Genomic DNA, 25822 nt, shown 5'->3' with positions numbered 1-25822 from the left:
ACCGGTGGAACGAGCTGGTGTCGTGACCCCGCGGATCGCGGACGTCGCCGTGCTCGCCGCGGCGGCGATCGGAGGACTGCTCTTCGCGCCGGTCTTCGGCTTGGCCGCGCTGCTCCTGCCGGTCGGCGCGGTGGTCCTGGTGACGTACGGCGTCACCGAACTCGGCAGGCGGTTCCCGAAAGCCGTGCCGTGGCGGCCGGTGATCGCCCTGACGGCGGGCCTGCTCGCGGTGATCGAGACGGCGCTGCCGGAAACGACGGTGGCGGGGATCCCGACGGGGGAGACGCTCACGGTGCTCGCCGCCGGAGCCGTCGACGGCTGGCAGCTGACCCTGCGGACGACCTGGCCTGCCCGGCCGGAGCCGGAACTGATCTCGTTCGTGCCGCTGGCCGTGCTGATCGCCGCCGTACTGGGCATCGAACTGCTGCACCGGCTGCGGCGGCCACTGATCGCCCTCGTGCCGGGCCTGCTCGTCCTGGTGCTGAGCCAGGCTTACGTCGCGGTGACCGGTGCCGCAGCGGTGGCCACGGGCCTCGGTTACGCGGTCATCGCCGGACTCTTGCTGGTCAGCGGCGGGGGGACCGCGTTGCCCCGGCTGCTGAAACTGGTCGCGCCCGCCGTGGTGCTCGGCGTCGTCGGCGCGCTCGCGCTGGCCGTGGCCGATCCGCTCGCGCGACCCGCGTACTCCTTGAAGGACGACGAATCCGTCCCGCTCGCCGAAGAGTCCGTCGCGAGCCCGCTGTCCGAGATCGCGTACCGGACCAAGAATCCGTCACCGCAGGTGTTCCGCTACACCGGGGACACCCCGGCGTCCCGGCGCTGGCCACTGGCCGTGCTGGACGAGTTCGACGGCTCGAACTGGCTGCCCGGTGGCGGTTTCCGCCGTCTGGGCGCGGAAATCCCGCCCCGGACGGGCGAGGAGGTCCCGGCCGCCAGGCGCCAGGCCACGATCGAGATGACGGCTCCGTCCGGACCGTGGCTCCCCGGCCAGACGTCGCCCGCGTCGGTCACCGGTGTCGACGCGCTCGTCGACGAGACACGCGGAACCCTTGTCGCCACGGAGACGCCGCCGCGATCCCGCTACACCCTCGGCTGGTGGGAGCCCCAGGTCGGCCCGGAAGACCTGATGGGCGCCGGAACGGATCCCGCGCTCCCGGGTGGTCTCGGCGGTCTCGGCACGGTTCCCCCGGAGATCGGCGAACTCGCCGACCGGGCGCTGCCGCCCGATCTGCGGCCGTCGTTCCAGACCGCCGTCGCGCTGGAGCGGTACCTCGCCGGAAACTACCGGCTCGCCACGGGCGACGACCTGCCGACCGGACACGGCTGGCCGCAGCTGCGCCGGTTCCTGATCGACGGTGACAAACGGGGTACGAGCGAGCAGTTCGCCGCCGCGTACGTGGTGTTGGCCCGCCTGAAGGGAATCCCGGCCCGGCTCGTCGTCGGCTATCGCGCGCCGGACCGGGCCGAAGCCGACGGCGCGCACGTCGTCCGCAACGCCGACGTCATCGCGTGGCCGGAGGTCGCCGTGGCCAAGGTGGGCTGGGTTCCGCTCGACCCGTCCGGCACCGCCGAGCAGAGTGGATCCGGGGCCGCGAAAGGGATCGCCGCCGCGGTGGCGGAGGTGCGGACCCAGCTGCCACCGGTGCAGAAACTGGAGAACCCGCCGCTGCCGCCCGGAGAGTCCGAAGAGGACACCGCCCCGGGTGCGGGGGACTGGCGGGCACCGGCGATCATCGCCGGCATCGGGCTCGGGATCCTGCTGGTGCTCTGGGGCACGGGCGTTCCCGTGGTGACCGCGTTCCGCGCCTGGCGGCGCCGTCGCAAGGAGGGCCGGGCGGCGGTGATCGGTGCCTGGGCCGAGGCCAGGGACCGCCTGCGGGCGCACGGTCTCCGGGTGACCGCCGGGATGACCGTGCGGGATCTGGCCGCCACGGCTGGGGTCTTCGGCGATCAGTCCACAGTGGAGGGACTGCACTCGCTGGCGAGATCCGTCGACGCCGCGCTGTGGTCCGGGACGGCTCCGGACGTCGCCCACGAGGCGTGGGCCGCGGTGCGGACCGTCCGAAAAGGACTCCGGCGGCGGTCTTGGGCGGCGAGGCTGCGCGCGGCGGTCAACGTCCGCGTCCTGTTCCCGCCGCGCGCCGCCTGACTCGGACGGCACGCGTGATCAGGCGGACGGCACGCGAGTCGTCCATCTGATCACGTGTGCCGTCCGTCTGATCACGCGAAACCACCGGAGGGAGGCATGTTGCGGCTCAGGTCTTGCAGACGGCGCCGCGGAGCGGCCGGAATTCGCTCTCGTAGGTGCCCTGCGGGCTGCTGCCCTGGATCTGGAAGCAGTACCGCAGGCCCGGCCGGACCTCGACCCGCCGCTTTTTGGTCCGCTGCGTCAGGATCACCTGAGGCTCCGCCCTGCCTTCCTCGGCGAGGATGATCGCGAAGTCCAGTTCGGCGCTCGACGTCCACGACAGCTCGACGTACGTTTCGTGGTCGACGGGCGGGGCCAGGTCGATCTCGACCCCGCTCGATGGGGGAGCGGCCGTCGTCGGCGCCACCGAAGGGGGCTCCCCGCGGCCGGACAGAAGCCACGGTACGGCGACAGCGCCGCAGATCCCGGCGAGGACCGCGGCCGCGATGACGTACTTCCGCTTCGATGCCGCGGTTTCCGTCGGTGGCCGTTCCGGGCGGGACGGCTCCAGCACGAGGATCGGTTCCGCGGGCAGGTCGAGCGGGATGCCGGCGTGGGCCGCCGTGAGCTTCCGGTGCAGGTGCTTCAACCGGGTTTCCGGGTCTTCCGGCCGGCTGTCCGGGTCCTTGGCGAGCAGTTCGCCGACGAGCGCCACCAGTTCGTCCGGGACCTCCGGCCGGGTGATGGGTGCGACGGGCTCGGTGAGCACGCGGTGGATCCGGGTCCCGGGGTGTTCGCCGACGACCGTCCTGTGTGGAGGCTCGCCGGTCAGCGCGAGGTACAGGACGGCGCCGAGGCCGTAGCGATCGGTCCGCTCGTCCATGGTCTGGTCGCGCACGGTCTCCGGTGCGGCGAACTCGAGACCGTGGAGCGGGTCACGGGGAAACCGTCGCCGCAGCGCCACGCCGAAGTCGGCGACGACGGGCTCGCCGGTGCGCCGGATCAGGACGTTTCCTGGCGAAACCGAACCGTGCACCACGCCCGACCGGTGCGCGGCCGCGAGTGCCCGCGCGACCGTTTCACCGATCAGCAGCGCGTCCTGGACCGGCAGAGGTTCCGTCAAGGTGGCGAGGGACCGGTCACAGCGCGGCATTCGCAGCGCCGTCCGGCCGTCGGCGAGCTTGCCGATCTCCTCCACCGGGAGGATCGACGCGATACCGGAGAGCGCGGCCCATTCCCGGTCCAGCGCCGTCCGGGTCTCCCGGTCCAGCGATCCCGGGTACACCTTGAGCACCGTATCGCCGGGGCCGGGCACGATGGTGCTCATAGGACGGCCGGATCCCCTCTCCACCGCGGACCCGTCCACGGTACAACAGGGCTCCGGCTCAATTCCGGCAGATCGCGCCCCGGATGGGACGCGGCGCGCTCTCCTGCACCCCGCCGCCGTCGGTGATCTGGATCAGGAAGCAGTACTTCCGGCCAGGGTCGACGGGGACCTTCATCGTCCGCTGCCGCCGGACGATCGTGGTCTTGGCCGCACCGGTGCCGTCCGCGACGACGACGGCCGAGTCGAACCCCTCCGGTGCCCGCCAGGTCAGCTCGACCATCGACCCGTGGTCGATCGGTGCGTCCAGTTCCACCCGCGGTACGGGTTTCGGACTGGTGCTCGTCTTCGCCGGACTCGGCTGTGCTTGAGCCCGCGGCGCCGGTTCGGGCGAACCAGGGACGAGTAACCAGGCAACGGCCGCGAGCACGGTCGCCGCACCGATGGTGAACACCGGCCAGGCGGACCTCTTGCGGGGTGCGGGAGCCGATGCCGGTTCCGGGCCGATGGTCACCAGCGGGAATCCCTGGAGTCCCCGGAGACCACGACGGGCAGCTCGTCGTCCAAAGTGGACTGTTCGGGAAGCAGTGCGGCGAGGATCTCCTCGACCACGGCCGCGTCGGCCGGACGGGAACCGGGGTCTTCGGCGAGGAGGTTCTCGATGAGGGCGAGGAGGTCGATCGGCGCGTCCACCCGGTGCAGTTCCGGCCGGTCCGGCCCGGGCGGCAGACCGGTCAGCGCGAAATGGAGCACGGCGCCGAGCCCGTAGAGGTCCGCGCCTTCGCCGTGGGCGCCTTCCGGGGCGAGGAAGTCGCTCCCGTGGTCCGGATCGCGGACGAACACCGGCCGCAGGGTGCGTTCGAAGTCGTTGACCACGGGCTCGCCCGACGCGCGGAACAGCACGTTGGCGGGGGTGAGCCTGCCGTGGACGATCCCCGCTTCGTGCGCCCCCGCGAGCGTCGACGCGATCGCGGAGCCGAGGACGAGAGTGTCCGAGACCGGCAGCGGGCCGGTGCTCTCGACCAGATCGAGCAAGGACCGGGTGCAGAGTTCGCCGCGGAGCGCGCACCGGCCGTCCGGCAGCTCCTCGATGGCTTCGGGCACCAGGATCTGACCGGTCAGCGCGGAAAGCCGCTCCAGTTCGCGTTCCAGCCGGAGGCGGGTGCGCTGATACAGCCTGCCGGGGAACACCTTGACCGCGACGTCGCCCTCGTCCGCCGGCACGGCGAAGACGACACCGGCCGACCCGCTGCCGAGCGCTTCCCCGTCCTCCGGTCGCATGACCGCAGAGTAATGCGGGAAACGCGATCACGGGAGTGCTGATGAACCGCCGATGTACCGGGACTGAACCGTCGCGCGCCAAGCTGCTTCTCAGCAGCGACGCCACGGATCAGCGAGGTGGGATCATGAAGCGGAAGAACAATCTCCGGCGGGCGGCCGTCTACGGCGTCGCCGGTCTCGCCACCGCGGCCATCGGCGCCTCCACCGCGAACGCGATGGTGGACGACCGGCCCGACGAGAAACCGGTACCGGACGCCGCGCAGGCGGCCAAACCGCAGCAGGTCCAGGTTCCGGCCCCGTCGAAACAGGCGGTGCCCCAGCCCAAACCCGGGCCGCGAGCCGAGCCGGCCGCGCCGCGAAAGGCGACCCCACCCCCGCCGGTGACGGCCCCTGTCGTGCCGGCCAAGGTGACCGTGGCCCCTGTCGTCGAACAGGCCGCCCCGGTGCGGCGCACGGTGAAGACCGTGCAGCCGGTCAAGAAGGTGGCCCGCCAGGTTCCGGTGGTGAAGAAGGCGGCGGTCGTCAAACCGCGTGTGGTGAAGACGGCCGCGCCGAAACTGTCGAGCGTTCTCCCGGAGAAGAAGTTCGTCGTCCGCGCCGCGGCCGCCGAGACGGCTCCGCGCACGATCCGCGAACAGGTGCGGGACAAGGCGAAAGCCGTCGACACCGCGAACGAAGCGGTGGAGCGTGCGACCAAGGTGCTGGACAAGGCCAAGGACGACCTGAAAAAGGCCAAGGACGATCTGAAGAAGCTCCGGGAGAGCGCCAAGAAACCGAAGGAGCACGACAAGCCGGTCAAGATCATGAGCGGCGACCGGGACTGAACGCCATGACCGCGAACCTCGCCGAGCGACCGGCACTGTCCCTGTGGGCGGCCTTCCGGAAGTTTTCCGTCCCCCGCGTCCCGCGAACACAGTATCTGGTGATCCCGCGAGAGGCTTGGCTGAACCAGCGACCGTCCATTCCGGACACCGAAGACGACGGGCAAGTCGAGTACGACTACTACCTCGAGCACGACGAAAAGCCGATCAGCAAGAGCGTGGTCACCGGCTTCGGCGGCGGGACCGCGTCACTGGTGTTCGGGGTGACCACCGGACTGGTCGTCGCCACCCCCGTCGGCATCGCCGTCGGCGTGGCCGCCGGGATCTTCGGCGGCCTGATGGGCCGCTCCCTGGCCGAAGAGTTCTACGAACGCCGTCACGAAGACGAAACCCCGCTGTGAACGTCACGGCAGGCAACAGGAAATCGAGGTATCCCATGAACATCAAGCGTGTAGGCGTGCTCGGCGTCGCGGGCCTGACGACCGCCGCCGTCGGCGCGTGGACCTTCGGTGCCTTCGACGGCACGGACGAAGCGACCGCGTCCGCCGCCCCCGCCGCGGCCACCACCCCGAAACCGGCCGCCGCCCCGCAGCAGCCGGCCGCCCCGGTCAACCCGCTCGTCCAGCAGGCCGCGCCGCACGCCGCGATCCCCGCGGCTCCGGCCGCGAAACCGGTCACGGTCAAGAAGGTGGCCAAGCTCAAGCCCGCCGCGACGACGGTGAAGAAGGTGCAACGCCAGAAGACACGGACTCTCGTGGTCAAGGCTCCGGTCGCCAAGGACAGCCGTGAGCTACGGCTCGTGCAGCTCCCGCCCCGGGTGGTCGTCGTCGAGAAACCCGCTCCCGTCGTGAGGGACGGCTCGAAGAAGATCATCGAGTCGGTCTCGAAGGTGAACGGTTCCTTGGACAAGGCCAAGAAGCTCATCGACGAGGCGGGGGACAAGGTCGAAAAGGCCAAGGGCGAGCTCGACAAGGCCAAGAGCGAGCTGAAGAAGCTCAAGTCCGGCAAGCACCAGAACTCGTCCGGGAAAGCCAAGGAGCGCAAGGAGAAGCAGGCGAAGCCGGTGCCTGGCAAGCGAACCGGTAGCGGGCACGTTTCGGTGGACAGCAAGGGCCTGAAGCCCGGCCAGTCCCGCACGGTCACCACGTCCAGCCCGGACGGCACGTCCTGGTCGAGTGCCACGGTCACGGTCAAGTAGCGTCACGCTCGTGGGTGGAGATCGGGGCCATGACCCGAATCTCCCTCCACGGCAGGCTCGGCTTCGTTCGGATGGGCGCCGTACTCGAACGAGAACGGGCCGAACTTGACCTTGAGGTACCCGTCCGCGGCTCTCGGCGGCCACGATCAGGACCCAGTCGGGCTCGCCGTCGACGATCAGCGGGACGAGCATCGTGACGCCCATTCCGCACGACCGGCAGGAGGATCCCGAAAGGTCGTCGTGCGTGACGACGGCCGTTCGCCGGTCGCTGAGGACGGACCTGATGGGGGCGGCGAGATCGACGTCATGATGGCCGGCCGCGCCCGCCCAGCTCACCAGGCCGCCTTGAGCGTCGGTGAGGCCGACGGCGACACAATCCAGCAAGTCCCGCAGCCGCTCGGCCGTATCGTCCGAGAAGGGCTTTCGGACCGCGGAAACGGTTCGTAGCAACTGATACACGGCCTCCGCGGGAATTCCACGATCAGGCGGCCGCGGACGAAGAACCAGATCGCGGCGGCGACGGACACGACGGTGCTCACGCCGAGTGCGGCGACTGCCATGACACCTCCCCGCGACAAGGATGTTCCAGGCCCGTCACCGCCGCAACCAAGCCCGTCAGCGGGCGGGCGCCGTCGTGGAAGACGCGTGCTCGTGGGGCCGGCTTCGCATGAGGTGGTCGATCAGGTCGACGAACAACGCGAAGGTGCGGTCGACGCGTTCCCGGTCGCCGGTGGCGAGCAGGTCGAGCTGCAGGCCGCGTGCCTGGGCCACGATCATCGTCGCCATCAGAGGCGCTTGGTCTCGGGGACACCCGTCCGCGATGACCAGGCTTTCCATCAGCGTCAACGAATCCCGCACGACCTGCTGCAGGAAGCGCTCGTAGCGCTCGGGGTCCCGCGCGGCCTGAGCGAACACCTCGAACAGCAGCCGGTAGATAGGCAGACGTTCCGTTGTCGTCGAGTCCCGCCACCAGGAAACGAGGCTCGTCAGGCGGGCAGGCGAGCCGGACAGGCCCGCCGCGTCACCCAGCCGTCGACGCAAGACGTCGATGACCTCGGTGACCAGATTCTCCTTCGAGCCGAAGTGGTGCAGCAACGTCCCGTGGCTGACCCCGACCGCCACGGCCAGCGGCCGCATCGCCAGGCCGGCCAGCCCGTGCGACAGGACGTAGCCGGTCACGGCCTCGAGCAGTTCGGGCCGTCGATGCTGATAGCGGGCGCGTCGGCCGTCGATGTGATCCGCGCTCATCCACGGGACAGTACGCCCGGCCAAGATAGATTGACCACTTGGTCGAGCTACTTCTACAGTGGCCGCCATGGCCACCGAGATCACCCGCCTGCACCACGTCGGCCACGTCGTCCGTGACCTGCCCGCGGCGCTCGACCTCTATCGGCGTCTGGGTTTCGTCACGCCCGCGCCCAGCTATCCCGCGATGCCGCCGCGGGAAGGGGGCGAGCCCGAGCCGTTCGGCGCCGCCAACACCCACGCCGACTTCCCGGGCGACTTCCTCGAACTGGCCACCGTCGTCACCGCCGGCGGCCGCGTCCCATCCGATGCCCGGCTAGTCCCGCTGCAAGCCCCGCCGGACGTGCTGCCGACGCTGGTGGAGCGGATCGACACCACCCGCGCCAACCTGGCGGAATGCCTGGAACGGTTCGAGGGCTTGCACATCCTGATGTTCTCCTCGTCCGACGTCGACGCCACCGCGACGAGGTTGACCGCCGCAGGTGTAGGGCACGGCGGGGTGAACACGGTGCGGCGTCCGACGGGTGGCGAGGTCGAGACCGTCCGCTATCTGGAGATCGACGGAGCGCGGCCGGGTCTGGCGGCGGAAGGCAGGATCGGCGTCGTCGCGGACCTGGACCCGCGGATCCAGGCCACCCGGGCGGCAGGCCATCCCAACGGTGCGGTCGGCCTCGTCGACGCCGTTCTCTGCACCGCCGACGCCGATCTGGACGCCGCGCGGGCACGATACGAGCGTTACCTGGGGCGGACACCCCGAGCGCACGGGCCTGCCCGAGTCTTCGATCTCGATGGGGCGACGCTGACCCTTGTGCCCGCCTCCGGTCTCGCCGCGCTGCTTCCCGGCGAGCAGACGCCCGCGCTTCCCGCGCTGGTTTCGTGCACGGTCGCCGTCCACGATCTGGCCGCGGCGGAGAACCTGTTGCGGAACAACGAGATCCCAGTGGTGCGCGCGTCTTCCGGAGAGGTCTTCGTGCCGGCCACCGCCGCGTTCGGCACCGCGATCGCCTTCCGGCAAGCGTGAGAATCCCTTGCCAGGCCGAACACTGTCCGATGTGGACGATCGGCTCGGTTGTCACGCCCCATCGTGCTCGGTGCCCACCACCTTGCCGGGGTTGAAGATCCCGTGCGGATCCAGCGCGGCCTTGACCGCCCGGCCGAGCGCCAGCACGGCAGGCCCGGCTTCGGTGGCCAGCCCTTCCCGTTTGAGCAGGCCGACTCCGTGCTCGCCGGTCACCGTGCCGCCCAACGCCAGCGCCGCCGCGATGATGTCGTCGAACGCCGCCTGCGCCCGCTTCTTCGCGGCGTCGTCGCTGGGCCGGGTGATCAGTAGCGGGTGGAGGTTGCCGTCGCCGGCATGCGCGATGTTGGCGATCAGCGTGTCGTGCCGGACGGCGATTTCCTCGATCCGGGCGAGCATGTCGGGGACAGCGCCCTTGGGCACGCAGACGTCTTCGGTCAGCACCGGCCCGAGCCGTTCGAGCGCGGGGTAGGCCAGGCGCCGCGCGTCGAACAACGCGTCGGCCTCCTGCTGGTCGGTCGAGCGCACCGCGAACGTCGCACCCGCCTTCTCGAAACAGGCCAGCATCGCGTCGGCTTCTCGTTCGCCCGCCGGGCCGGCGCTGTCGGTGCGGCCCAGCAACACCGCGTCGGCCTCGGTCGAGAGGCCCATGCGCTTCCACTCGTCGACGGCGGCCAGGCAGTGCCGGTCGATCAGTTCCAGCGCGGAGGGCTCCAGCCCGGCTTCGGCGACGGCCGCGACGGCATAGCCGGCGGCGACGACCGAGGAGAAGTAGCCCACGACGGTGTGTTCGGGTTGGCGGGCCGGGCGCAGCCGGACGGTGATCTCGGTGATGACGCCGAGCGTGCCTTCGGAGCCGACCATGAGCCCGGCGAGGTCGTAGCCGGCGACGCCTTTGGCGGTGCGCCGGCCTACCCGGACGAGCTCGCCGGTCCCGGTCACGAACTCCAGGCCAAGGACGTAGTCGCGGGTGACGCCGTACTTGACGCAGCACAGTCCGCCCGCGTTGGTGGCGACGTTGCCGCCGATGGTCGACCACGGCACGCTCGCGGGGTCCGGTGGATACCACAGCGCGTGCTCGGCGCAGGCCGCGCGCAGGTGGTCGTTGACCACGCCGGGCTCGACGACGGCCAGCCGTTCCCGCCGGTTGATCTCCTTGATCGTGGTCATCGCCTCGGTCGAGACGACCACGCTGTGCTCGACCGCGTTCGCGCCGCCGGACAGTCCGGTGCCTGCTCCCCGCGGGACGACCGGGGCGCCGAGCCGCAGGCAGACCTGGACGACGTGCCGCACCTCCTCGGCCGTACGCGGCCGCACCACCGCCGCCGGTGTGCCGTGCGGTGCCCATTCGGCCTCGTCGTGGACGTAGCCGGACATCACATCGGGTTCGGTGATCACCCGGCCGGCAGGCAGGCCCCGGTCCAGGCTTTCGATCAGCTCACGCCGCCACGCTTCGTCGCGCATGACGGCGACGTTATCGGCGTCCACGCCCGCCACTCAATGTGTGAACCGGCTACTGTCGGCGGTCGGGAATGGATGGAGTGTCCACTGGTGCGAAAGTCATGGCTTGACTTGCTGCTGCTCGACGCCGCCCCGGACGAACTCCAGCGCCACGGCGGCGAGCTGGCGCGGTCGCGAGGCGCCGCGGCGGCCGATCGGGAGACCGCCCAGGCGCTGCGGCTGGCGATGGTGCTGCGGCAGCAGGCACAGCGGGCGGCCGAGTCGGCCGCGCTCAACGACATCGCGATCCGGCTGGCCACCCTTCACGCGCCCGACGATCTACTGCCGGAGATCGTCGACCAGGCACGACGGCTGCTCGGCGCGGACCTGGCCTACCTCGGTCTCGTCGAGGACGGGTATTTGCGGCTCAAGGTCACCAGCGGTGCGCTCACACCAGAGCTGGTCGGGGTGGCGATCCCGTTGTCGGTGGGGCTGGCCGGCGAGGTGATCGAGCACGCCGCGCCGCGCTGGACGGCCGACTACCGGGCGGAGCGGCGTTTCCGCCATGACGACACCGCCGACACGGCAGCGCGCGCCGAAAGCATGCGCGGGTTGCTCGGAGTCCCGTTGCGCTTGCGCGGCCGCGTGCTCGGCGCCTTGTTCGTCGGCAAGCGCCAGAAACGGGACTTCACCGAACACGAGGTGACCTTGGCGTCCGCGCTGGCCGCGCACGCGGCGATCGCCATCGAGAACGCCGACGCCATCAGCAGCCTCAACGCCGCTAACGACCAGCTCGCACGCCGCACCGGCGAACTGGAGCAAACACTGCGCTGGGACCAGCGGCTGACACGCGTGGTGCTCACCGGCGGCGGCGTCGAGGGATTGCTGGCCGAGATCGGCTCGATGGCGCGCGGGCAGGTCCGCTTCGTGGCGGAACCGCCGGACGACGGGACCGCGGACAGTGCGGCCGTGGCCCAGCCCGTCGTGGCCGGCGAGAGACGCTTCGGCGCGCTGGTGATCGACGGTGAGGCCGTCCGCGATGACCGGCTGCTCCTCGACCGTGCCGCCCCGGCACTCGCACTCGCGCTTCTCGCCGAGCAGGCAGCGGCCGAAGCGTCGCGGAGCACCCGCGCGGCGCTGCTGGTCGAGCTGCTCACCACGACCTCGGAGCGACCAACCGTGCGGCAAGCCGGGCTGGACCCGTCGGCGCGGTACTCGGTGCTCGTGGTGGCTTCCGGACGGGCGCGGCTCCCGCACTTGCCCGGCGCGCTCACGGCCGAGCACGGCGGTCGGCTGCTTGTCGTGACCACGGCCGGACCCGACGGCATCCGCCGGGACTGGCCGCACGACGCGCCGACCGCGGGCATCGCCGGCCCCGCGCGCGGGCAGGCGGAGCTGCGGCGGTGCTTCCACGAGGCCCGGCAGACGCTGCGTGCCCTGGAAGTCTTGGGGCGCACAGGAGAAGCCGCGACCGCCGGGCAACTCGGGCTGTACCGGATCCTGCTCGACCATGCCGGTCGCCGCGATCTGGCGGAAGCGTTCGAGCACCTGCTGGGCCCGGTGCTCGCCGAGGAACGACACCGTGGTGTGCCGCTGACGGAGACCTTGCGTGTGTTCCTAGACCATGGCTGCCGCCCCCGCCCGGCGGCCACCGCGCTGGCGATCCACGTCAACACGCTCTACCAGCGGCTGGCCGCGGTCGACAGCCTGCTCGGCGAGGGCTGGCGTTCCCCGCAGCGGGCGCTGGAGCTGCACATGCTTCTGCACCTCACCGCGGCGAGCGGTCCGCTGGACGAGCCGGGAGGCGGCTGAACCTGGCCGGGTGACGCCGGGATCGACTGCCTGCTCAAGACCCTGGCTGTGTGCGGTCCTTGCTCATGCGCAGGATCAAGGCGACCGCGTCCTCCGAGGCGACTCCAGGAGTCAGGATCTCCTGGAGGAGCAGGCCACGAATCGCGGCGATGGTGACGAAGGCCAGGTTCAGCGCTTCCTTGGCGTCGAGCCCTTCGCGTTCCGCGAGCGAGGCCAGGATCTCGGCCAGGTCGTCGAGCGAGTCGATGAACTCACGGAAGTCCTGCGGGCTGTAGGCGGCCAGTCCTACGACGTGAAAGAAGCCGCGGACACGCGACAGCTGTTCCGGTCGGGTGTAGGCCTGCCAGATCGCCATGACCAGTTCGTCGAAGGTGCCCTGCCGGGTGGCCTCGAAAAGCGCCTTGTTGTCCCGGGATCGGTGCGCCTTGAGCATGGCCGCCAAAACGCCCGGAAGTGACCCGAAGTGGTATCGCAGGAGGGCGTGGCTGGTGCCGGCCCGGGCGGCGATTTCCCGGAGAGACACCTCCGGCGCGGGAAGGTCCTCGTCGAAGGCGTCGAGAAGCCGGGCCAGGAGGCGCTCGCGTGCGTCGCCTTTGCGTTCCGAGTTTGACAGGCTCACCTCCGTAGTTTATCCATTGGAAAAGACGGACGGCAACGGCGGAGGGCGGACTCGTGGGACGGTGTCAGGTGGTCGGCGCGACGGTCGTCGACGGATCGGGTCGCGACCCGATCGACGCTGACGTCGGCATCGAAGACGGGTGTATCACTCGCCTTGGTGCCTCCAGCGAGGCCGGCGAGCGCCTCGATGCCGAGGGACTCACGATGACGCCCGGCCTCATCGACGCCCACGTTCACCTGGGCTTGTCGAGTCCGATCCAGCCCCAGTTCTCGTTTCAGATCAGTGCCGCGGAGATCGCGGCGGACATCTTCGCCACGGCAGGCGCGACACTCGATGCCGGCTTCACCACCGTCCGGGACACCGGCGGGATCGACGGCGGTCTCGTCACCACGATCGCGAAGGGCAAGGTCCGGGGGCCGCGTGTGCTGTCGTGCGGACCGGTTCAGTGCCAGATCGGCGGGCACGGCTACTACGGGGCCGAGTGGGAACCGACCGAGCTGTGGAGCAGCCATCACCTTCCGGGGCTGTGCGCCCTGTCGATGATGTCGGGCAACGCGGATGAGCTGCGAGCCAACGTGCGCGAAGCCTTTCGCCGTGGAGCCTCCTTCCTGAAGCTCTGCGTGACCGGCGGAGTGGTCGGCGCTCACGACCGGCTGACCGACACCCAGTTCACCGTCGAGGAGATCGCCGTCGCCGTCCAGGAAGCCGCGGCACGGGGCACCTACGTGACGGTTCACGCCCACAACAACGACGGCATCCGGAACGCGGTCGAGGCCGGGGCGCGCTGTGTCGAACACGGCACCGACATCGACGAGTCCACGGCCACCCTGATGGCCGCTCGCGACGTCGCCCTCGTGCCCACGTTCGCCGTCGTCGAGCAACTCCTGCACGACACCGCCGGAGCCGGCCTCGGCGAATCGACCCGCGATCGTGTACTGGGTGTTCGCGAGCGGATGACCGAGGCGCTCGCCGCCGCCAAGGAGGCCGGAGTACGGATCGGGCTGGGCTCCGACCTCATCGGCCCGGCTCAGCACCGTCGAGGCGAAGAACTCAGGTTGCGCGCGGAACTCGAGACGCCGATGGAAGCCCTCGTGGCGGCGACCAAGACCAACGCCGAGATTCTCGGCCTGTCCGGCCAAGCCGGGGTCATCGCCCCGGCGCACAGGCCGACCTCGTGCTGTGGAACGGCAACCCGGTCGAAGACCCGGAGCTGTTCGCTGATCCCGCCAATGCCGTCCTCGTTCTCAAGGCCGGCCGAGTTGTGAAGGACCTCCGATGAGCACCATGTGGCAAGGCTGCCTCGCCGACACCGACTATTTCGAGATGCGCTCCAGCGGAGGGCACGACTACGGAGTCTGGGTCACCACTCCACCGGGCTACGACCCCGCCACGACGCGAACGCCTGCCGTGTATGTGCTCGACGGCAACTGGGCCGTGGGCCAGACGGCTCCGCTCATCATCACCCAGGCGGACCCCATGCAGCGGATCCAGCCCTACATCCAGGTCAGCGTCGGCTACGCGGGCGAAGAAGCACAGCACTGGGATCGGCTGCGCAACCGAGACCTCGTGCCCCCCGGTGAACCCATCGCCAAGGAACTCCTCGATGCCGTGGAGATGGGAGTTCAGGCGGGCGCGAGGACCCGCGAGGAATCCGACGCCTACCTCGCCGAACTACGCGACACCCACGCCGACGCGTTCCTGAGCTTCCTCACCGAGGATCTGCACCCGCGGATCGAACGCGACTACGACACGGCCACGAGCGGTCACGGCCTTTTCGGCTACTCCTACGGCGGCCTTTTCAGCCTCTACACCTGGCTCACCGGCAACACCCTCTTCGAAAGCATCGGAGCGGGCAGCCCCGGCGTCGCCAGCGAAGACAGTCGGATCTTCGCCCAGCTCCAAGCGCTGGGCGACACCCAGTCTGCTGCCAAGCTCCACGTGACCCTCAACGAGCAAGAGCTGCTCGGAGACCTGCCCATCTACCAGAACCTCACGAAGAACACGGCCACCGTCCTGCACCGCCTCGGCTCACTCGGCGGAGCCGTCACCAGCGCTGTCCTGCGCGAAACGCACGTGACCGGGCTGCAGGCTTCGTTCCTCAGCTATCTCAGGACCTGCCGTGCCCGGTAAGCGCCCGAGCGCCGATGTGGTCGTGATCGGGGCGGGGGTGATCGGTTCGTCGATCGCCCTTGAGCTTGCCCGGTCGGGGCACCAGGTGATCGTGCTCGACCGTGCCCCGGGAGCCGGACAGGGGTCGACGTCGGCATCGAGTGCGATCGTCCGGTTCAATTTCTCCACCACCGCCGGGGTGGCGACGGCATGGGAGGCGCATTTCGGCTGGCTCGACTGGGCAGGCCACCTCGGGCACGATGTCGGCGACCTGGCGACGTTCCGCAAGAGTGGGCTGGTCATGCTGGACGTCGAGGCGGCCCCGCGTACGTCGTGGCTTCCGTTGTTCGACGCGATCGGTGTTCCCTACGAGGAATGGGACAGCGCGACGTTGGCCGAGCGCGTTCCAGGTATCGACGCCGGCCGCTATTGGCCGCCGAAGCGGCTCGACGACGAGGAATTCTGGGAGGACGCGAAACACTCGCTCGGTGGCGTGTACACCCCGGACGCCGGTTACGTCTCGGACCCGGGCCTCGCCGCCGTGAACCTCGCCTCCGCGGCCTCGGCGTGCGGGGCGGAGTTCCGCTTCCGCAGCACGGTGACGGCGGTGGAGAAGGCAGGCGGGCGCGTGACGTCGGTGCGGCTGTCGGACGGCACCCGGATTCCCTGTGCCGTCGTGGTCAACGCGGCCGGTCCGTGGTCGGGCGCGGTGAATCGGCTGGCCGGCGTGGGTGCCGATTTCACGGTCGGGGTGCGACCGATGAGGCAGGAAGTAGCGCACGTGCCGGTCCCGGAGGGCTACGGCGGGCCCGTGGTGGCGGACATGGATCTGGGCACCTATTTCCGCGGCGAAGGAGGAGAAGGCCTGCTCGTCGGCGGAACGGAACCGGAGTGTGATCCGCTGCAGTGGACCGACGACCCGGACGCCGTCGACATCCACCCGACGGCCGCGGTCTTCGAGGCTCAGGTGACACGGGCCGCGCGGCGACTGCCCGGCCTGGCGGTGCCCAACCGGGCGCGCGGCGTGGTCGGCGTCTACGACGTCGCCGACGATTGGACGCCGATCTACGACCGCACCGAACTCGAGGGCTTCTACCTCGCGATCGGAACGAGCGGCAACCAGTTCAAGAACGCGCCGGTCGTGGGGCAGCTGATGACGGAGCTGATCGACCAGGTGGAGAACGGCGCCGACCACGACGCGTCGCCCGTCCGGTTCCGGGCCCCGCGCACCGGCCTGGAGATCGACCTGGGTGCGTTCTCCCGTAAGCGCAACCGAAACACCGCGAACTCGGGCACGGTGCTCGGCTGAGCCGGAGGTCACGTCAGGAATCCTCGCAGCGCTGGATGCGCTTCCGGGGCGACAACCTGTGACACCAGCCCCGCGTGCTGCCGACCCCGACCGCGGCGCCGCGGACCGCACTTCGGTCTTCGTCACCATGGACGGGGCGGTGAACAAGGTGGCCAACCCCGCCGGCGCCAGGATCGACGCCGAGTGGACCAACACCCTGCCCGAATTGGCCGGGCGTATCCCTTCCGCGCTCCACGTGCTGGATCGGGAGCTTCACTTGTCGGTGCTGCTGTCCCAAAGCGCAGAGAACGTAGACCGGGAAACAGGCGTGAGGCCGGGGTCGGTGAGGTCGAGTGCCTGATCGGTGAGTCCGCCGGCGTCATCCTCGATATTCCGCCACCAGTAGCGGCGAACGGCCCCGGACGAATCCTGCTCGATCTGCTTGACGGCCACTGTCTCGTGGTCGACCACGATCGCTTCCCACAGCCAGCGGGCTCCTGCGTCGACCAGGCCTTCATGATCCACGTATTCGTAGTACTGGCGAAGTTCGGAGACCTCGTCCAGCTCCCGATACCACGCGACGCTTGCCCGGAACGCGGATTCGGTCTCCGGTGGCCACTGCCGTTGTGCTGCCAGACGCCGGTAGTGCGTCTCCACGTCCGCCGGAAAATCGGTCACGATCAGAGTATGCCGGTGGTATCGAGCTTCGCGCTCGCATGCCGCTCACCGGGAGTTTGCGTGCCGAGAGGGCGCCTTCACCGAGCGCGGCCACTCCTCGCCAAACGCCCTGTCATGCCGCGAAAGCGCGCCTTGTGTCCCTTGTGGACGGTCGTCGGGATGTGCGTGAGCGTTTCGAGTCGTTCTTTTCAAGGGAAAGCCGGAGCCCGGTCACCCGAGGCGCGCGCTGTCCGCGATCCTGGTGAGGTCCTCTTCGGCAGGTGAGTCCGGCATCTGCAGGTCACCCCACACCACGACCAGCAGCGTCCCCTGCGCGGTGGGCAAGGCGACCACCCGGTAGGTGGTCGACGGCGGATCGCAGTCGTCCCTGGCGTGCGGGGTGACCGTGCCCTGCACCTGCGCACCGCCGTCCGGGCGGCGTCCGACAGGGCCGGAATACACCTGACCGCCGCCGCGGAAAGCCCGCGTTCCCCGATACATCAGCGCGTCCGCTGCGGCCGCCATCGGATCGGTGGTACGCGCCCGGTCGAGGTACAGCTGGCCGAGGATGGCTTTCGGATTCGCTGCGCAGTAGCCCGGTTTGTACCGCGCGCCTCGGGTTCGAACGTCCGGGATGAAGGTTCCATCGACCGGCTGCCAGGTGGGTGGCACCTCGACGACCACGCCCAGCCCGAGCTCCATCGTCCTCCAGCCGGGCGCCGGCGGGGTTCGGGAGGCGCTGCTCTCGCTGATAGGCCAAAATGAGGCAGCGCTGTCGTCCTTGCCGTTCAGGAACACCAGCAGCCCGGCCACCAGACCGGCGATCACCACCAGCACGCCGACGGTGATCCCGGCGATCATCCCCGTGCGACGCCGTTTCGGCGAAGGCGCCGGGTAACCGGGCTGGGACGGGAAATCCGGAAACCACTGCTGCTGCCCCTGTCGCTCCACGAGCGCAGGCTAGCCCTCCGGCATGCGGGTTCCGGCGCTGCTGTCCGCATCCTGCCAACGTCTCGTCATGCCGACGAGGTCAAGAGGAGGCGCCTCGAATCCTGGCCATCGGCGCCCGCCTCGGTCCTGATCGCCTGCCGGTCCGACTCGCCACGACGGGCTTCGCCGATGTCCGGGCAGAACGGTGACGCCGACTGAAATTCGTGACGGCGATTCCCAAAGTGAGGTGTAAACGAAAAACCGCCCTACCTCGGCAAGCTGCCAGGTGGGCGGTGTTTCGTATTGTGGAGCTAAGGGGACTCGAACCCCTGACCCCCTCACCGCCAGGTGCGCACGGCGCGCTGACCTGCGGTTATCGAGAACCTGCTGGTCGGCTGGAGTGGTTGTGGTCTGATCGGTGCGGTTCGACGTCGTTGGGTGCTGTTGTAACCGACGTCGTGCTCCAGATCTGCTCCAGGGAAATTGGTATGAGTGTTGTATTGCGCCCCTGCGGTGTTCAGTGGAGTGGTGGTAGGTCGCGCGACGATCGGCGCTGTTTCAGCGGTCGAGGGGCGCGAACGAGGGTGATCGTCAGCGAGAACGTGTTCGCGCTCGTTTCTTCGGACTGCGGCTATTGACGCGCTGCTGCCGCTGTCTCACAGTTTCCGAACTACGCTCAGCGGCTAGGACGACACCGGTCCGGTCCTGTTCGGCTCGCTGGATGCTGAATCGCTTCAGCTGCTCAACGGTCGTACCGACGGTTCCAGCCAGCCCATGTTGGATGAGCTGGACGAACTGAGCCCCGGTTACATGGCGCTCGACGGTGTCATAGCCCAGGACGCGACCGCCACGAGGACCGAGAGTGCAGTCATCCTCCAATAGCAGGCGAACGTAGGACAACGGGAGGTACATGCCGTTGGCAAGCACCTGAGACAACTGCCCCTTTGCTGGCCACTTGGCCAGCTTCAGGAAGCACGCGTCGGCGCCCATGCGCCAGTCGCGTGGCCGCGTCGGAACCTGGCTCAGGCTTGCCACGGCTTCCAGTCTGTCCAGCTGGTGGCGTAAGCGGTCGTCGACGGTAATGGATTTGGCGGTGAGACTGATACGTTTGTACTGAACCAGGATAAAGCTGCCAGTGTACTCGTGATAGTAGATGAGATCAGTGCCGAGGCGGCCTTCGACGGGGGTGGCGTTGACATTCGCTATTTCGAGTCTTCGTCCATCTGGGGCCACCAGGACGTGGATGTCAGAGCGAAGGTTGGGATTGTCCCGCAGCTCTCCGAAGATTTCCGGAGCGTGGAGGTCATGGTCGATGAGACTGTGTTCGACAGGTTCCGGGATCAGCCCAGCGAGGTAGGGGGCATCTGGCGAATGGGGGCGCTGCCAACCGGCGAATGCCGTCGGCGAGAACCCGCCTATGCGTACGGCCGTACCGACCGAATCGTGCTCTTCCAACCATGCGAGGTCGGCCGGGGAATCACCGCTCAATACAGGCGCGTTGACCTGAGCTGTCAGCCAGTCGAGCAACGGACTGAGCGACGGATGATGCGATCTCAGCACACGTTCGAACTCTTGCCAGGCCTTTGGGCCGCAATGGGTCACTGATTCCAGCTGGTTTGGTTCGAACGTGTCCAGGTGCGGCCGCCGAACGTAGCGTAGAAGGCCATCTCCACCATCGAGTGGCACGACTCGATCGCATTGGCGCAGCGGGTCGATAGTGATGGTCTTGTCCGCTTGTCCGACTGTGTTGACCCGGTGAACCACGCCCATCCACACTAGATGCCGTTGCTGTTCAACCGGTTTCGCGCCAGTGTCGTGACGTCGGGAGTTCTGGCTACGAGCGAGAATGATGGCCAGCTGTGGTCCGGAGTGATCGGCCATCGTCTGCGCGGCTACCGCTTTCGTGAAGCGAGCAGTGATCTTCCACTCAGGTTCGTACTGTTCTACTTGTCGCGCGTCCAAGGTGATGATGTAGACCATGCGTCGCTACTCTCGGAGTTCCGGTCGTCCAGGTATCGCCGTCGCGGTGGTGCCGCTGTTCAGCGTGGCTGCCAGCGATACAAGGTCGGTGGCTTGTCCCTGCTGCCCAGTGTTCGGGCCGCCACTAGTCCGTATACCGTATCCGCGCCCGCCGAGTGCGCCACGCGCGCGACCTCGGCCAAGGTTCGGCCGGTGCGGTAGAGGTCGTCCACGATCAGCACTCGTTCGCCGGCCAGGCCTTCGTCGATGCTGAAGTCGTTAATGCGCTCGGCACGTTCTCGCGATGTCATGTCCTTGGCTGGGCGGGTCGCCACGCTGCGCCGGGTTACATGCGTGAGCGGAATGCCGAGGTCACGGTGCAGGGTCGAGCCGATTCGGTCACTGAGCCGCCGGGTGCTGCCGGGAACTGGAAGCAGACGGGTGGCATCTCGAAACAATGGATGCCGGTCGACCACGTCGCACAACGCGGCACACAGCTTCCGGCCGAGCCGTGTCGTCTCATCTGGCGTGTGCCGCCCATACTTGAGCGAATGCAGAAGCTGACCGGTGTCAGTGTATTTTAGCTCGTCCGCATCGGGTTTGTTGTAGAAGTCCAGGGCGATGGCGGTGTTGACAACGACGGTACTAGCGACGTGCAGGGTGAGAACCTCACTCTGCAGGCGTAACAAATCCTGTAATTCGGGTGGCTCCGGGAAGTCCATGTGGATCCGATGGGTCCAATACGACTGCCGTTCCAGCAGGTTGTGCCGTTTTGCGCGCGGCCAGCAAGCGACGACTTGCTCGCATATTTCCTCGGATCCACGCAGGGACAAGGTCCCTCTGCTCTGGTCCATGTGCCAGTCGGCCAAGCGATTGCCGCGCCAGTCGGATACAAACCGAGCCGAGTGTGATGAGGCAGGCAAACAACAGGCTCCTTCCCGTGACAGTGCCGATCGCAAGGTCATCATGGCAGGGTCGAACGAACCGCGGTGACAGTTCGGTAGAATCCATCGGTGAACTCATCCGGCGCCGAGGTTGCCCAGGAAGAACTGCTGCTAGCCCTGCTCGGCCCCCGAGCGGCAGGTGGCCCGCGGCGAGGCGCCAAGCAATTGCTTCGATCCGGACGGGAGCAGCTGCGCACATTGATCGCGCAGCTACCGTATGAACAACGAATCGAAGCCGACGCAACAGTCGAGACTTTGACATCGAGCGGTATTCGGGCGCTGCTCTGTGACGATCAACGTTACCCGGACCGCTTGCGCCGGTTCACCGGCGCGCCCATCGCGCTGTTCTATCGCGGTCCCATCGAGATGCTAGAGAATCCGACCGTCGGCGTGTGTGGCTCACGAAACGCTACTTCCGCTGGTCTTCGTGCCGCTCGCGCTTGTGGTCAAGATGCGGCTCGGCTTGGCGTCACGGTCGTTTCTGGCTACGCCAGGGGAATAGACACCGAAAGCCACCTGGCCTGTCTGGAGGCTGGTGGTAGCACGATTGCCGTGCTCGCGGAAGGGATCCTCAACTTCAGGCTCCGACCGGCGTACCGAGAGCTACCGTCTTCTGCGCTCGATCACTTGCTGGTGATCTCGCAATTCCCACCCAGCCAACATTGGACAGCTGGTGCCGCTATGACGCGCAACCAGGTGGTGATCGGGCTCAGCCAGGCTGTCGTCGTGGTGGAAGCCGGAGAAACCGGCGGGACGCTGCGAGCTGGCGAGGTCGCCGTGCAGTCGGGACGCCGATTGCTGGTGATGGATTTCGCCGAGGGAACTCCTCAAGGCAACGCAAAGTTGATCGCGACCGGTGCTCGCAGAATCATCAATCGCGTCGATCTGGCTGAGGAGATGCGCTCGTTGCGTCTCAACCAGGACACCCAGCTAACCCTGGAGTAGCGATGGTCGCGACGAGTAGTGGTAGTCCGTCATCGTCCGACCAGTTCCAGGATCAGCGTGGCGATGTCTGTGCCAGCGCGCCGACTGCCGATCTTCGCCAGCCACGTCGCACCCGAAGCCGAACGACGCCTGCTCCGCAGCCTCGAGCACCGGTGTGTGATCGTGGAACGGTTCCAGGGAAGGAACCGCGGAGGCGGTCGCGGAGTTCGCCCGCCCTGTCGGCCCGTTGGTGCCGGTGGACGAACTGGAGCTGCGGCTTACACGGCGGCGGTTGACGCAGACCGGTAAGCCGTCGAGCGAGCTTTGCTGCGACGAAATTGAGCCTCAGCGGGCGTCGGGTGAGAGTACGTAGGAGAACCGGCGGACCCGCGGCGCCCACGACTGGAAGACACGGACGTCGGGCAGCGTCATCGCAGTGGTGAGTTCGGCCAGGCTGGAGTGGAGGTGCTCCCACTGCTCCGCCTCGTCCACGGGAACCCGGCCCACAGCCTCGCTCACCCAGCAATCGTCCCGCTCCATCGGACGCAGCCGCTCGACGAAGTCGGCCCAGGGCGTCTCCGGCGCCGCCCGTAGCAGCGCGTCGGCGAAGCGGCCGAGCAGGCGGCTGTGCCCGGTGCATGTCCCCAGCAGCACGACCACGGCCTCATACTCGCCTTCGAGGAATGTCGAGGCGTCGGAGAGATCACGGGTCGCCCGGAGCATGCGGTAGAGGTTGAGCAAGCGCTTCGCGTCCCTGGGGGTGTCGACCAGCGGGTCCAGCTTCGACAGCAGGGCGATCTCCGGATCGGTCAGCGGCCGCGGGATCTCCTCCGGCCGATCTGGATCCAGGTGCACGGCCATCTGCGAGCCTGGCTCGACCGGGATCTCCTGCGCCGCAACGCTGGATGGGGTCACGACGTCGGTCTTCTCGTCGTGCACCTCCGTCGTCGGCCGTCGCTCACTGGTATCGGTGGCAGCCGGGACGTCTGCCATCGACCACAGCAGTCGCTGCAGGCTGCCCGGTGGCATCCGCGGTAGTACCAACGGAATGTTGAGAATCTTCTCCAGGTAATCCTCGGGCGTCACATGCCAGCCGTCCGCGCGCACGACGGTGTCGGCTTCGATCAACCGGTCGTAGTGCGTGCTCAGTGACCGCAACAACCACCGCGGGTCGACCCCGACGACCACCACGAACAAGTCGAACGCGAGCAGCAGGTGCACCGCTTGGAGGACGTCGACGACCTGTTGCGGGCTGCACCGGTCGAGGTCGTCGATGTACAGCACGATCCGGTCCAGCGGAGGAGTGCTCTCCTCGCCGTCGGCCACTGGCGTCCTCATCAGCGCGACGAGTTTCTCGAAGTCCTTGCGGATGGTGGAGATCAGGCCGAGGTTGCCCCGGTAGTCCTCGCCGTGCGACCGTTCGGCGAGAAAGGCGTAGAGCTGCCGGCCCGGGGTCAGCTCAGTGAGCTGCCGGCCCAGTTCCCCAATCCTGGTGATGACCTCGGCGAGCTGTTGTTCGGCGATCTGCTGGTCAGCGTCGGCCTTGTGCAGCGCGAGCAGCTCCTGCTGCGCGCCTTCGTCCAACCCCTCGCGCAGGTCCTCGGCGAGCACCCGCAGCCGGCGCAGCCCAGCGCGAGCGGCACCCACCAGCGTTAGCCCGGTCGCGGCCAGACCGGCGAACACTGCGCCGACGCCGGCCAGCCACGCCTTCACGTCTGGCACGAGGGCCGTGAGTGCCACGCCGGCCAGCAGCACGATGGCGGCGGTGACCAGGGCGGCCTTGCCTCGCCGATAACGCGCGATCCGGCCCAGCGCCTCGGTTTCGCGGTGCGCGCCGCGCATCTCGTCGGCCAGCAGCCGACTCTGATCGGCCAGGTCCCGAACACCGAGCTCTCGCCACAGCCCGTCGTACTCCTCATGGAAGGCGCGTGACTTCCGCAGCGCGCGTAGCAGGTCGCCGGCTCGCACCTTGCGGTCGTGCTCGGCTTCGCCGATCCGGTGTTTCAGTGCGGTGGCCTCGGCCTGGGCGCGCTCGGTCACCGCGGTCAGCACCTTGCGCTGCTCCAGCTCAGCGGCAAGCTGCTCGCGCAGCCAGGCACCCTCCCGTAGCCGGGCCTGGTGCTCGGCGTCCGGCTCGCCGGGGCGCCGGGCGGGTTCGGCGAGCTGGCGGAAGATCTCGTCGCCGAGGCTGGCCCAAAGGTTCGCATCGGCGTAATGCCAGGCGTTGAAGCCGACCTGGGCGATCTTCGCGCAGTTTCCAGGTTTGCCCTCCAAAGCTTTGACCTGGCCGCGCAACATGCCCATGAAAAAGCTCTTGCCGGAGCCCCACTCGCCGAAGATGCCGATCGACAACGGCAGCGGCGTGTCCTTGGCGGCGATGACCAGGGCCAGCATGGCGACGTACGGGGTTACGCCGAGGTGGTCATCGGCCAGCGGGATGCTCTCGTTCGGGTCGACCAGGTCGCGGGCGACACCACCAGCGAGCTCGTCGTCGGAGAACACCGGCACCCGGGGACAGGGGATGGCTCGGACGCAGTGCTCTCAGGTTCGGGAAAGGCCGCGGAGCCAGGGACGTAGGCGGCCCACTGTTTGCGGATCGCGTCGACGTTGACGGAGTAATCGGAGAACAGGATGACTTCGCGAACGTCTGACTTCGCGGCCAGCGCGCCGTGGATGACCGCTCGGGCGGCGATGGAGGCGTCCAGCCCGAGACGTCCGGTGGCGAACAGCGGGAGGGCGACAGCGGACGCTCCGGCGCTCGCGGCCGTGGTGATGGCCGTGGTCGTCGCGGTCGTGATCGCGTCAGCGGTCGGGTAGTCGCCGTTGCTCCTGTCGTGAGGCGTGGCGAGGACGGCGAGGCGCAGTCGCCGACCGCCGGTGTGCGCGCTCAGGTCCAGCACGGCGGGCTCGGCAGCGGTGATCGAGCCCAGATCGACCCGGCGCCACGCGGCACGGGGGAACTCCTCCTGCATCGCCTCTCCGACGCCGCCGTAGCTGGCGCCCACGGAGATCGCCAGCGCGTCGGCCGGAAGGTCCCACGGGTGGGTGGTCAGCGCTACGGCGTAGGAGACGCCGTCGATGGTCTGGAGCGGAACCAAGCCGTCGCCGAACTCCTGTGCGTTCATCGGTTCCTGACTCGTCGAGAACAGGTTCGGCGTTACACCCATACCAGGCTTTCGTCCGATCGGAGGGGCGCCACGATAAGTTTGGAACTCTTGAAGCTGACCTGAGCTGCATAGCGAGAGGCTTATCGTTGGGCAGGTGAGCAGGAGTGACCACGGCTGCCGGGACCGCGATCGCTCCCGTCAAGGTCTACGGACTATCCGCCAGCACCGAACTCACCGGCCAGCTGACGACCATCTCGGACGCCACGGGCAGCAGCACCGCAGCCATCGACGCCTCAGACGATGTCACCGGCAAGATCGTTCGCACCGTCGAGGACGCCGCAACCGCGCCTGTCGCCCGCTTGACTCTCGCCGACACCGTGCTGGCGGGCGCACCGACGGTCCTGTCCGGACTCTCCTCCAGCATACCGGCGCCACCCCGACGTACGGATTCGACTTCGACAACGACGGCAAGGTCGACGAAACGAACCAGGACGGCGCGGTTCGTCACACCTATTCGAACGCCGGCCCGGTCGATGCGCGGTTCGTCGTCACCGATGCCGAAGGACGCACCGCCGAAGTCACCCAGCACATCGACGTCCGGGCTGCGAACACTCTGCAGACCCCGACCATCGATGCCCCGGCCCCGACTCCGACCACTGCTACGACTACTTCGGGAACGGTTCCGTTCGGCGCCTCATCCGCGCCGCCGACCACGACCTCGTCCAACAGCGGAGGCAGGGGCCTCGCCTTCACCGGTCTCGGGGGACTTCCTCTCCTGCTCTTCGGCGGGGCGGCACTCGTCCTGGTCGGTGCACTGCTGTGGCTCGCCGGCAGGTCCCGTCGACTGCGTGCGAATCAATCCAATGACCCGGAGAACTGATGACGCCGCAACCGAAGCGAGGCTTCCGGCATGTGGCCATCACCGCTGTGGTCCTGATCTTCGTGGCCGGCATCGTTCTGCTCGTGAAGGTGACGGCTCGGTGTGATCAGCATCTTCGATTCGGCGCAGTCGCTTCGT

At 68.5% G+C, this 25822-nt stretch carries 23 protein-coding genes; 10 read left to right on the top strand and 13 right to left on the bottom strand.

Going from position 1 to position 25822, the window contains the following annotated elements; genetic code table 11:
• Positions 1-4 precede the first annotated feature (4 nt).
• Complete coding sequence (locus MJQ72_RS33380) at positions 5-2149, top strand: transglutaminase domain-containing protein (RefSeq protein ID WP_240594999.1); 2145 nt, start codon at positions 5-7, stop codon at positions 2147-2149.
• Positions 2150-2255: 106 nt separating this feature from the next.
• Here the strand turns inward: MJQ72_RS33380 and MJQ72_RS33375 are convergent, their stop codons facing one another.
• From MJQ72_RS33375 to MJQ72_RS33365, 3 genes are read right to left on the bottom strand one after another with little or no spacing between them, the layout of a single operon-like run.
• Entirely contained in the window at positions 2256-3455 is a 1200-nt protein-coding gene (locus MJQ72_RS33375; RefSeq protein ID WP_240594998.1) for a protein kinase domain-containing protein, read from the bottom strand.
• Positions 3456-3513: 58 nt separating this feature from the next.
• Complete coding sequence (locus tag MJQ72_RS33370; RefSeq protein ID WP_240594997.1) at positions 3514-3966, bottom strand: hypothetical protein; 453 nt, start codon at positions 3964-3966, stop codon at positions 3514-3516.
• On the bottom strand, positions 3963-4733 hold the full coding sequence (locus MJQ72_RS33365) for a protein kinase domain-containing protein (protein ID WP_240594996.1): 771 nt from the start codon (positions 4731-4733) through the stop codon (positions 3963-3965). Before MJQ72_RS33365 ends, MJQ72_RS33370 begins: the two co-directional genes overlap by 4 nt.
• 125 nt (positions 4734-4858) lie before the next feature.
• On the opposite strand from MJQ72_RS33365, the gene MJQ72_RS33360 reads away from it, so the two are divergent.
• From MJQ72_RS33360 to MJQ72_RS33350, 3 genes are read left to right on the top strand one after another with little or no spacing between them, the layout of a single operon-like run.
• Complete coding sequence (locus MJQ72_RS33360) at positions 4859-5557, top strand: hypothetical protein (RefSeq protein WP_240594995.1); 699 nt, start codon at positions 4859-4861, stop codon at positions 5555-5557.
• A 5-nt stretch (positions 5558-5562) separates the two neighbouring features.
• Complete coding sequence (locus MJQ72_RS33355) at positions 5563-5955, top strand: hypothetical protein (protein WP_240594994.1); 393 nt, start codon at positions 5563-5565, stop codon at positions 5953-5955.
• 35 nt (positions 5956-5990) lie between these two features.
• A complete protein-coding gene (locus MJQ72_RS33350) occupies positions 5991-6752 on the top strand; it encodes a hypothetical protein (RefSeq protein WP_240594993.1) in 762 nt (253 codons plus the stop codon).
• Between the two features lie 615 nt (positions 6753-7367).
• Here the strand turns inward: MJQ72_RS33350 and MJQ72_RS33345 are convergent.
• Positions 7368-8000, bottom strand: coding sequence for a TetR/AcrR family transcriptional regulator (locus tag MJQ72_RS33345; protein ID WP_240594992.1), 633 nt, complete (start codon positions 7998-8000; stop codon positions 7368-7370).
• Between the two features lie 67 nt (positions 8001-8067).
• Here MJQ72_RS33345 and MJQ72_RS33340 point away from each other — a divergent pair, with 67 nt between their 5' ends.
• Complete coding sequence (locus MJQ72_RS33340; protein WP_240594991.1) at positions 8068-9018, top strand: VOC family protein; 951 nt, start codon at positions 8068-8070, stop codon at positions 9016-9018.
• Positions 9019-9069: 51 nt separating this feature from the next.
• Here the strand turns inward: MJQ72_RS33340 and MJQ72_RS33335 are convergent, their stop codons facing one another.
• Entirely contained in the window at positions 9070-10479 is a 1410-nt protein-coding gene (locus tag MJQ72_RS33335) for an FAD-binding oxidoreductase (protein ID WP_240594990.1), read from the bottom strand.
• An 87-nt stretch (positions 10480-10566) separates the two neighbouring features.
• Between MJQ72_RS33335 and MJQ72_RS33330 the strand changes: the two genes are divergently transcribed.
• Positions 10567-12267 carry a GAF domain-containing protein gene (locus MJQ72_RS33330; RefSeq protein ID WP_240594989.1) on the top strand — a complete coding sequence of 567 codons (1701 nt, stop codon included), beginning with the start codon at positions 10567-10569 and terminating at the stop codon, positions 12265-12267.
• A 34-nt stretch (positions 12268-12301) separates the two neighbouring features.
• Here MJQ72_RS33330 and MJQ72_RS33325 read toward each other — a convergent pair whose 3' ends face one another.
• Positions 12302-12886 (bottom strand): TetR/AcrR family transcriptional regulator, encoded by a 585-nt coding sequence (locus MJQ72_RS33325; protein ID WP_240594988.1) that lies wholly within the window; start codon positions 12884-12886, stop codon positions 12302-12304.
• A 203-nt stretch (positions 12887-13089) separates the two neighbouring features.
• Here MJQ72_RS33325 and MJQ72_RS33320 point away from each other — a divergent pair, with 203 nt between their 5' ends.
• From MJQ72_RS33320 to MJQ72_RS33310, 3 genes are read left to right on the top strand one after another with little or no spacing between them, the layout of a single operon-like run.
• A complete protein-coding gene (locus tag MJQ72_RS33320) occupies positions 13090-14151 on the top strand; it encodes an amidohydrolase family protein (RefSeq protein WP_240594987.1) in 1062 nt (353 codons plus the stop codon).
• 10 nt (positions 14152-14161) lie between these two features.
• Entirely contained in the window at positions 14162-15016 is an 855-nt protein-coding gene (locus MJQ72_RS33315) for an alpha/beta hydrolase (RefSeq protein ID WP_240594986.1), read from the top strand.
• Complete coding sequence (locus tag MJQ72_RS33310) at positions 15006-16304, top strand: FAD-binding oxidoreductase (RefSeq protein ID WP_240594985.1); 1299 nt, start codon at positions 15006-15008, stop codon at positions 16302-16304. The genes MJQ72_RS33315 and MJQ72_RS33310 overlap by 11 nt, the downstream gene beginning before the upstream one ends.
• Positions 16305-16556: 252 nt before the next feature.
• Here MJQ72_RS33310 and MJQ72_RS33305 read toward each other — a convergent pair whose 3' ends face one another.
• From MJQ72_RS33305 to MJQ72_RS33290, 4 genes are all read right to left on the bottom strand, one after another.
• Positions 16557-16961, bottom strand: coding sequence for a hypothetical protein (locus tag MJQ72_RS33305; protein WP_240594984.1), 405 nt, complete (start codon positions 16959-16961; stop codon positions 16557-16559).
• Positions 16962-17171: 210 nt separating this feature from the next.
• Positions 17172-17891, bottom strand: coding sequence for a hypothetical protein (locus MJQ72_RS33300; RefSeq protein ID WP_240594983.1), 720 nt, complete (start codon positions 17889-17891; stop codon positions 17172-17174).
• Positions 17892-18461: 570 nt separating this feature from the next.
• Entirely contained in the window at positions 18462-19850 is a 1389-nt protein-coding gene (locus tag MJQ72_RS33295; protein ID WP_240594982.1) for a hypothetical protein, read from the bottom strand.
• A gap of 59 nt (positions 19851-19909) precedes the next feature.
• Positions 19910-20551 (bottom strand): ComF family protein, encoded by a 642-nt coding sequence (locus MJQ72_RS33290; RefSeq protein ID WP_240594981.1) that lies wholly within the window; start codon positions 20549-20551, stop codon positions 19910-19912.
• A 291-nt stretch (positions 20552-20842) separates the two neighbouring features.
• On the opposite strand from MJQ72_RS33290, the gene MJQ72_RS33285 reads away from it, so the two are divergent.
• Positions 20843-21718 carry a DNA-processing protein DprA gene (locus MJQ72_RS33285; RefSeq protein WP_240594980.1) on the top strand — a complete coding sequence of 292 codons (876 nt, stop codon included), beginning with the start codon at positions 20843-20845 and terminating at the stop codon, positions 21716-21718.
• A gap of 324 nt (positions 21719-22042) precedes the next feature.
• On the opposite strand, the gene MJQ72_RS33280 is transcribed toward MJQ72_RS33285, so the two are convergent.
• The 3 genes from MJQ72_RS33280 to MJQ72_RS33270 form a co-directional block, all read right to left on the bottom strand.
• Positions 22043-24205 carry a P-loop NTPase fold protein gene (locus tag MJQ72_RS33280; protein ID WP_240594979.1) on the bottom strand — a complete coding sequence of 721 codons (2163 nt, stop codon included), beginning with the start codon at positions 24203-24205 and terminating at the stop codon, positions 22043-22045.
• Complete coding sequence (locus MJQ72_RS33275; protein WP_240594978.1) at positions 24106-24822, bottom strand: hypothetical protein; 717 nt, start codon at positions 24820-24822, stop codon at positions 24106-24108. Before MJQ72_RS33275 ends, MJQ72_RS33280 begins: the two co-directional genes overlap by 100 nt.
• Positions 24823-25009: 187 nt before the next feature.
• Entirely contained in the window at positions 25010-25393 is a 384-nt protein-coding gene (locus tag MJQ72_RS33270; protein ID WP_240594977.1) for a hypothetical protein, read from the bottom strand.
• Between the last annotated feature and the right edge of the window lie 429 nt (positions 25394-25822).

This window comes from Amycolatopsis sp. EV170708-02-1 (assembly GCF_022479115.1).
Lineage (GTDB): Bacteria > Actinomycetota > Actinomycetes > Mycobacteriales > Pseudonocardiaceae > Amycolatopsis.
Note: the sequence above shows the minus strand (reverse complement) of the source record. Positions and strands in the feature narration are given on the sequence as shown.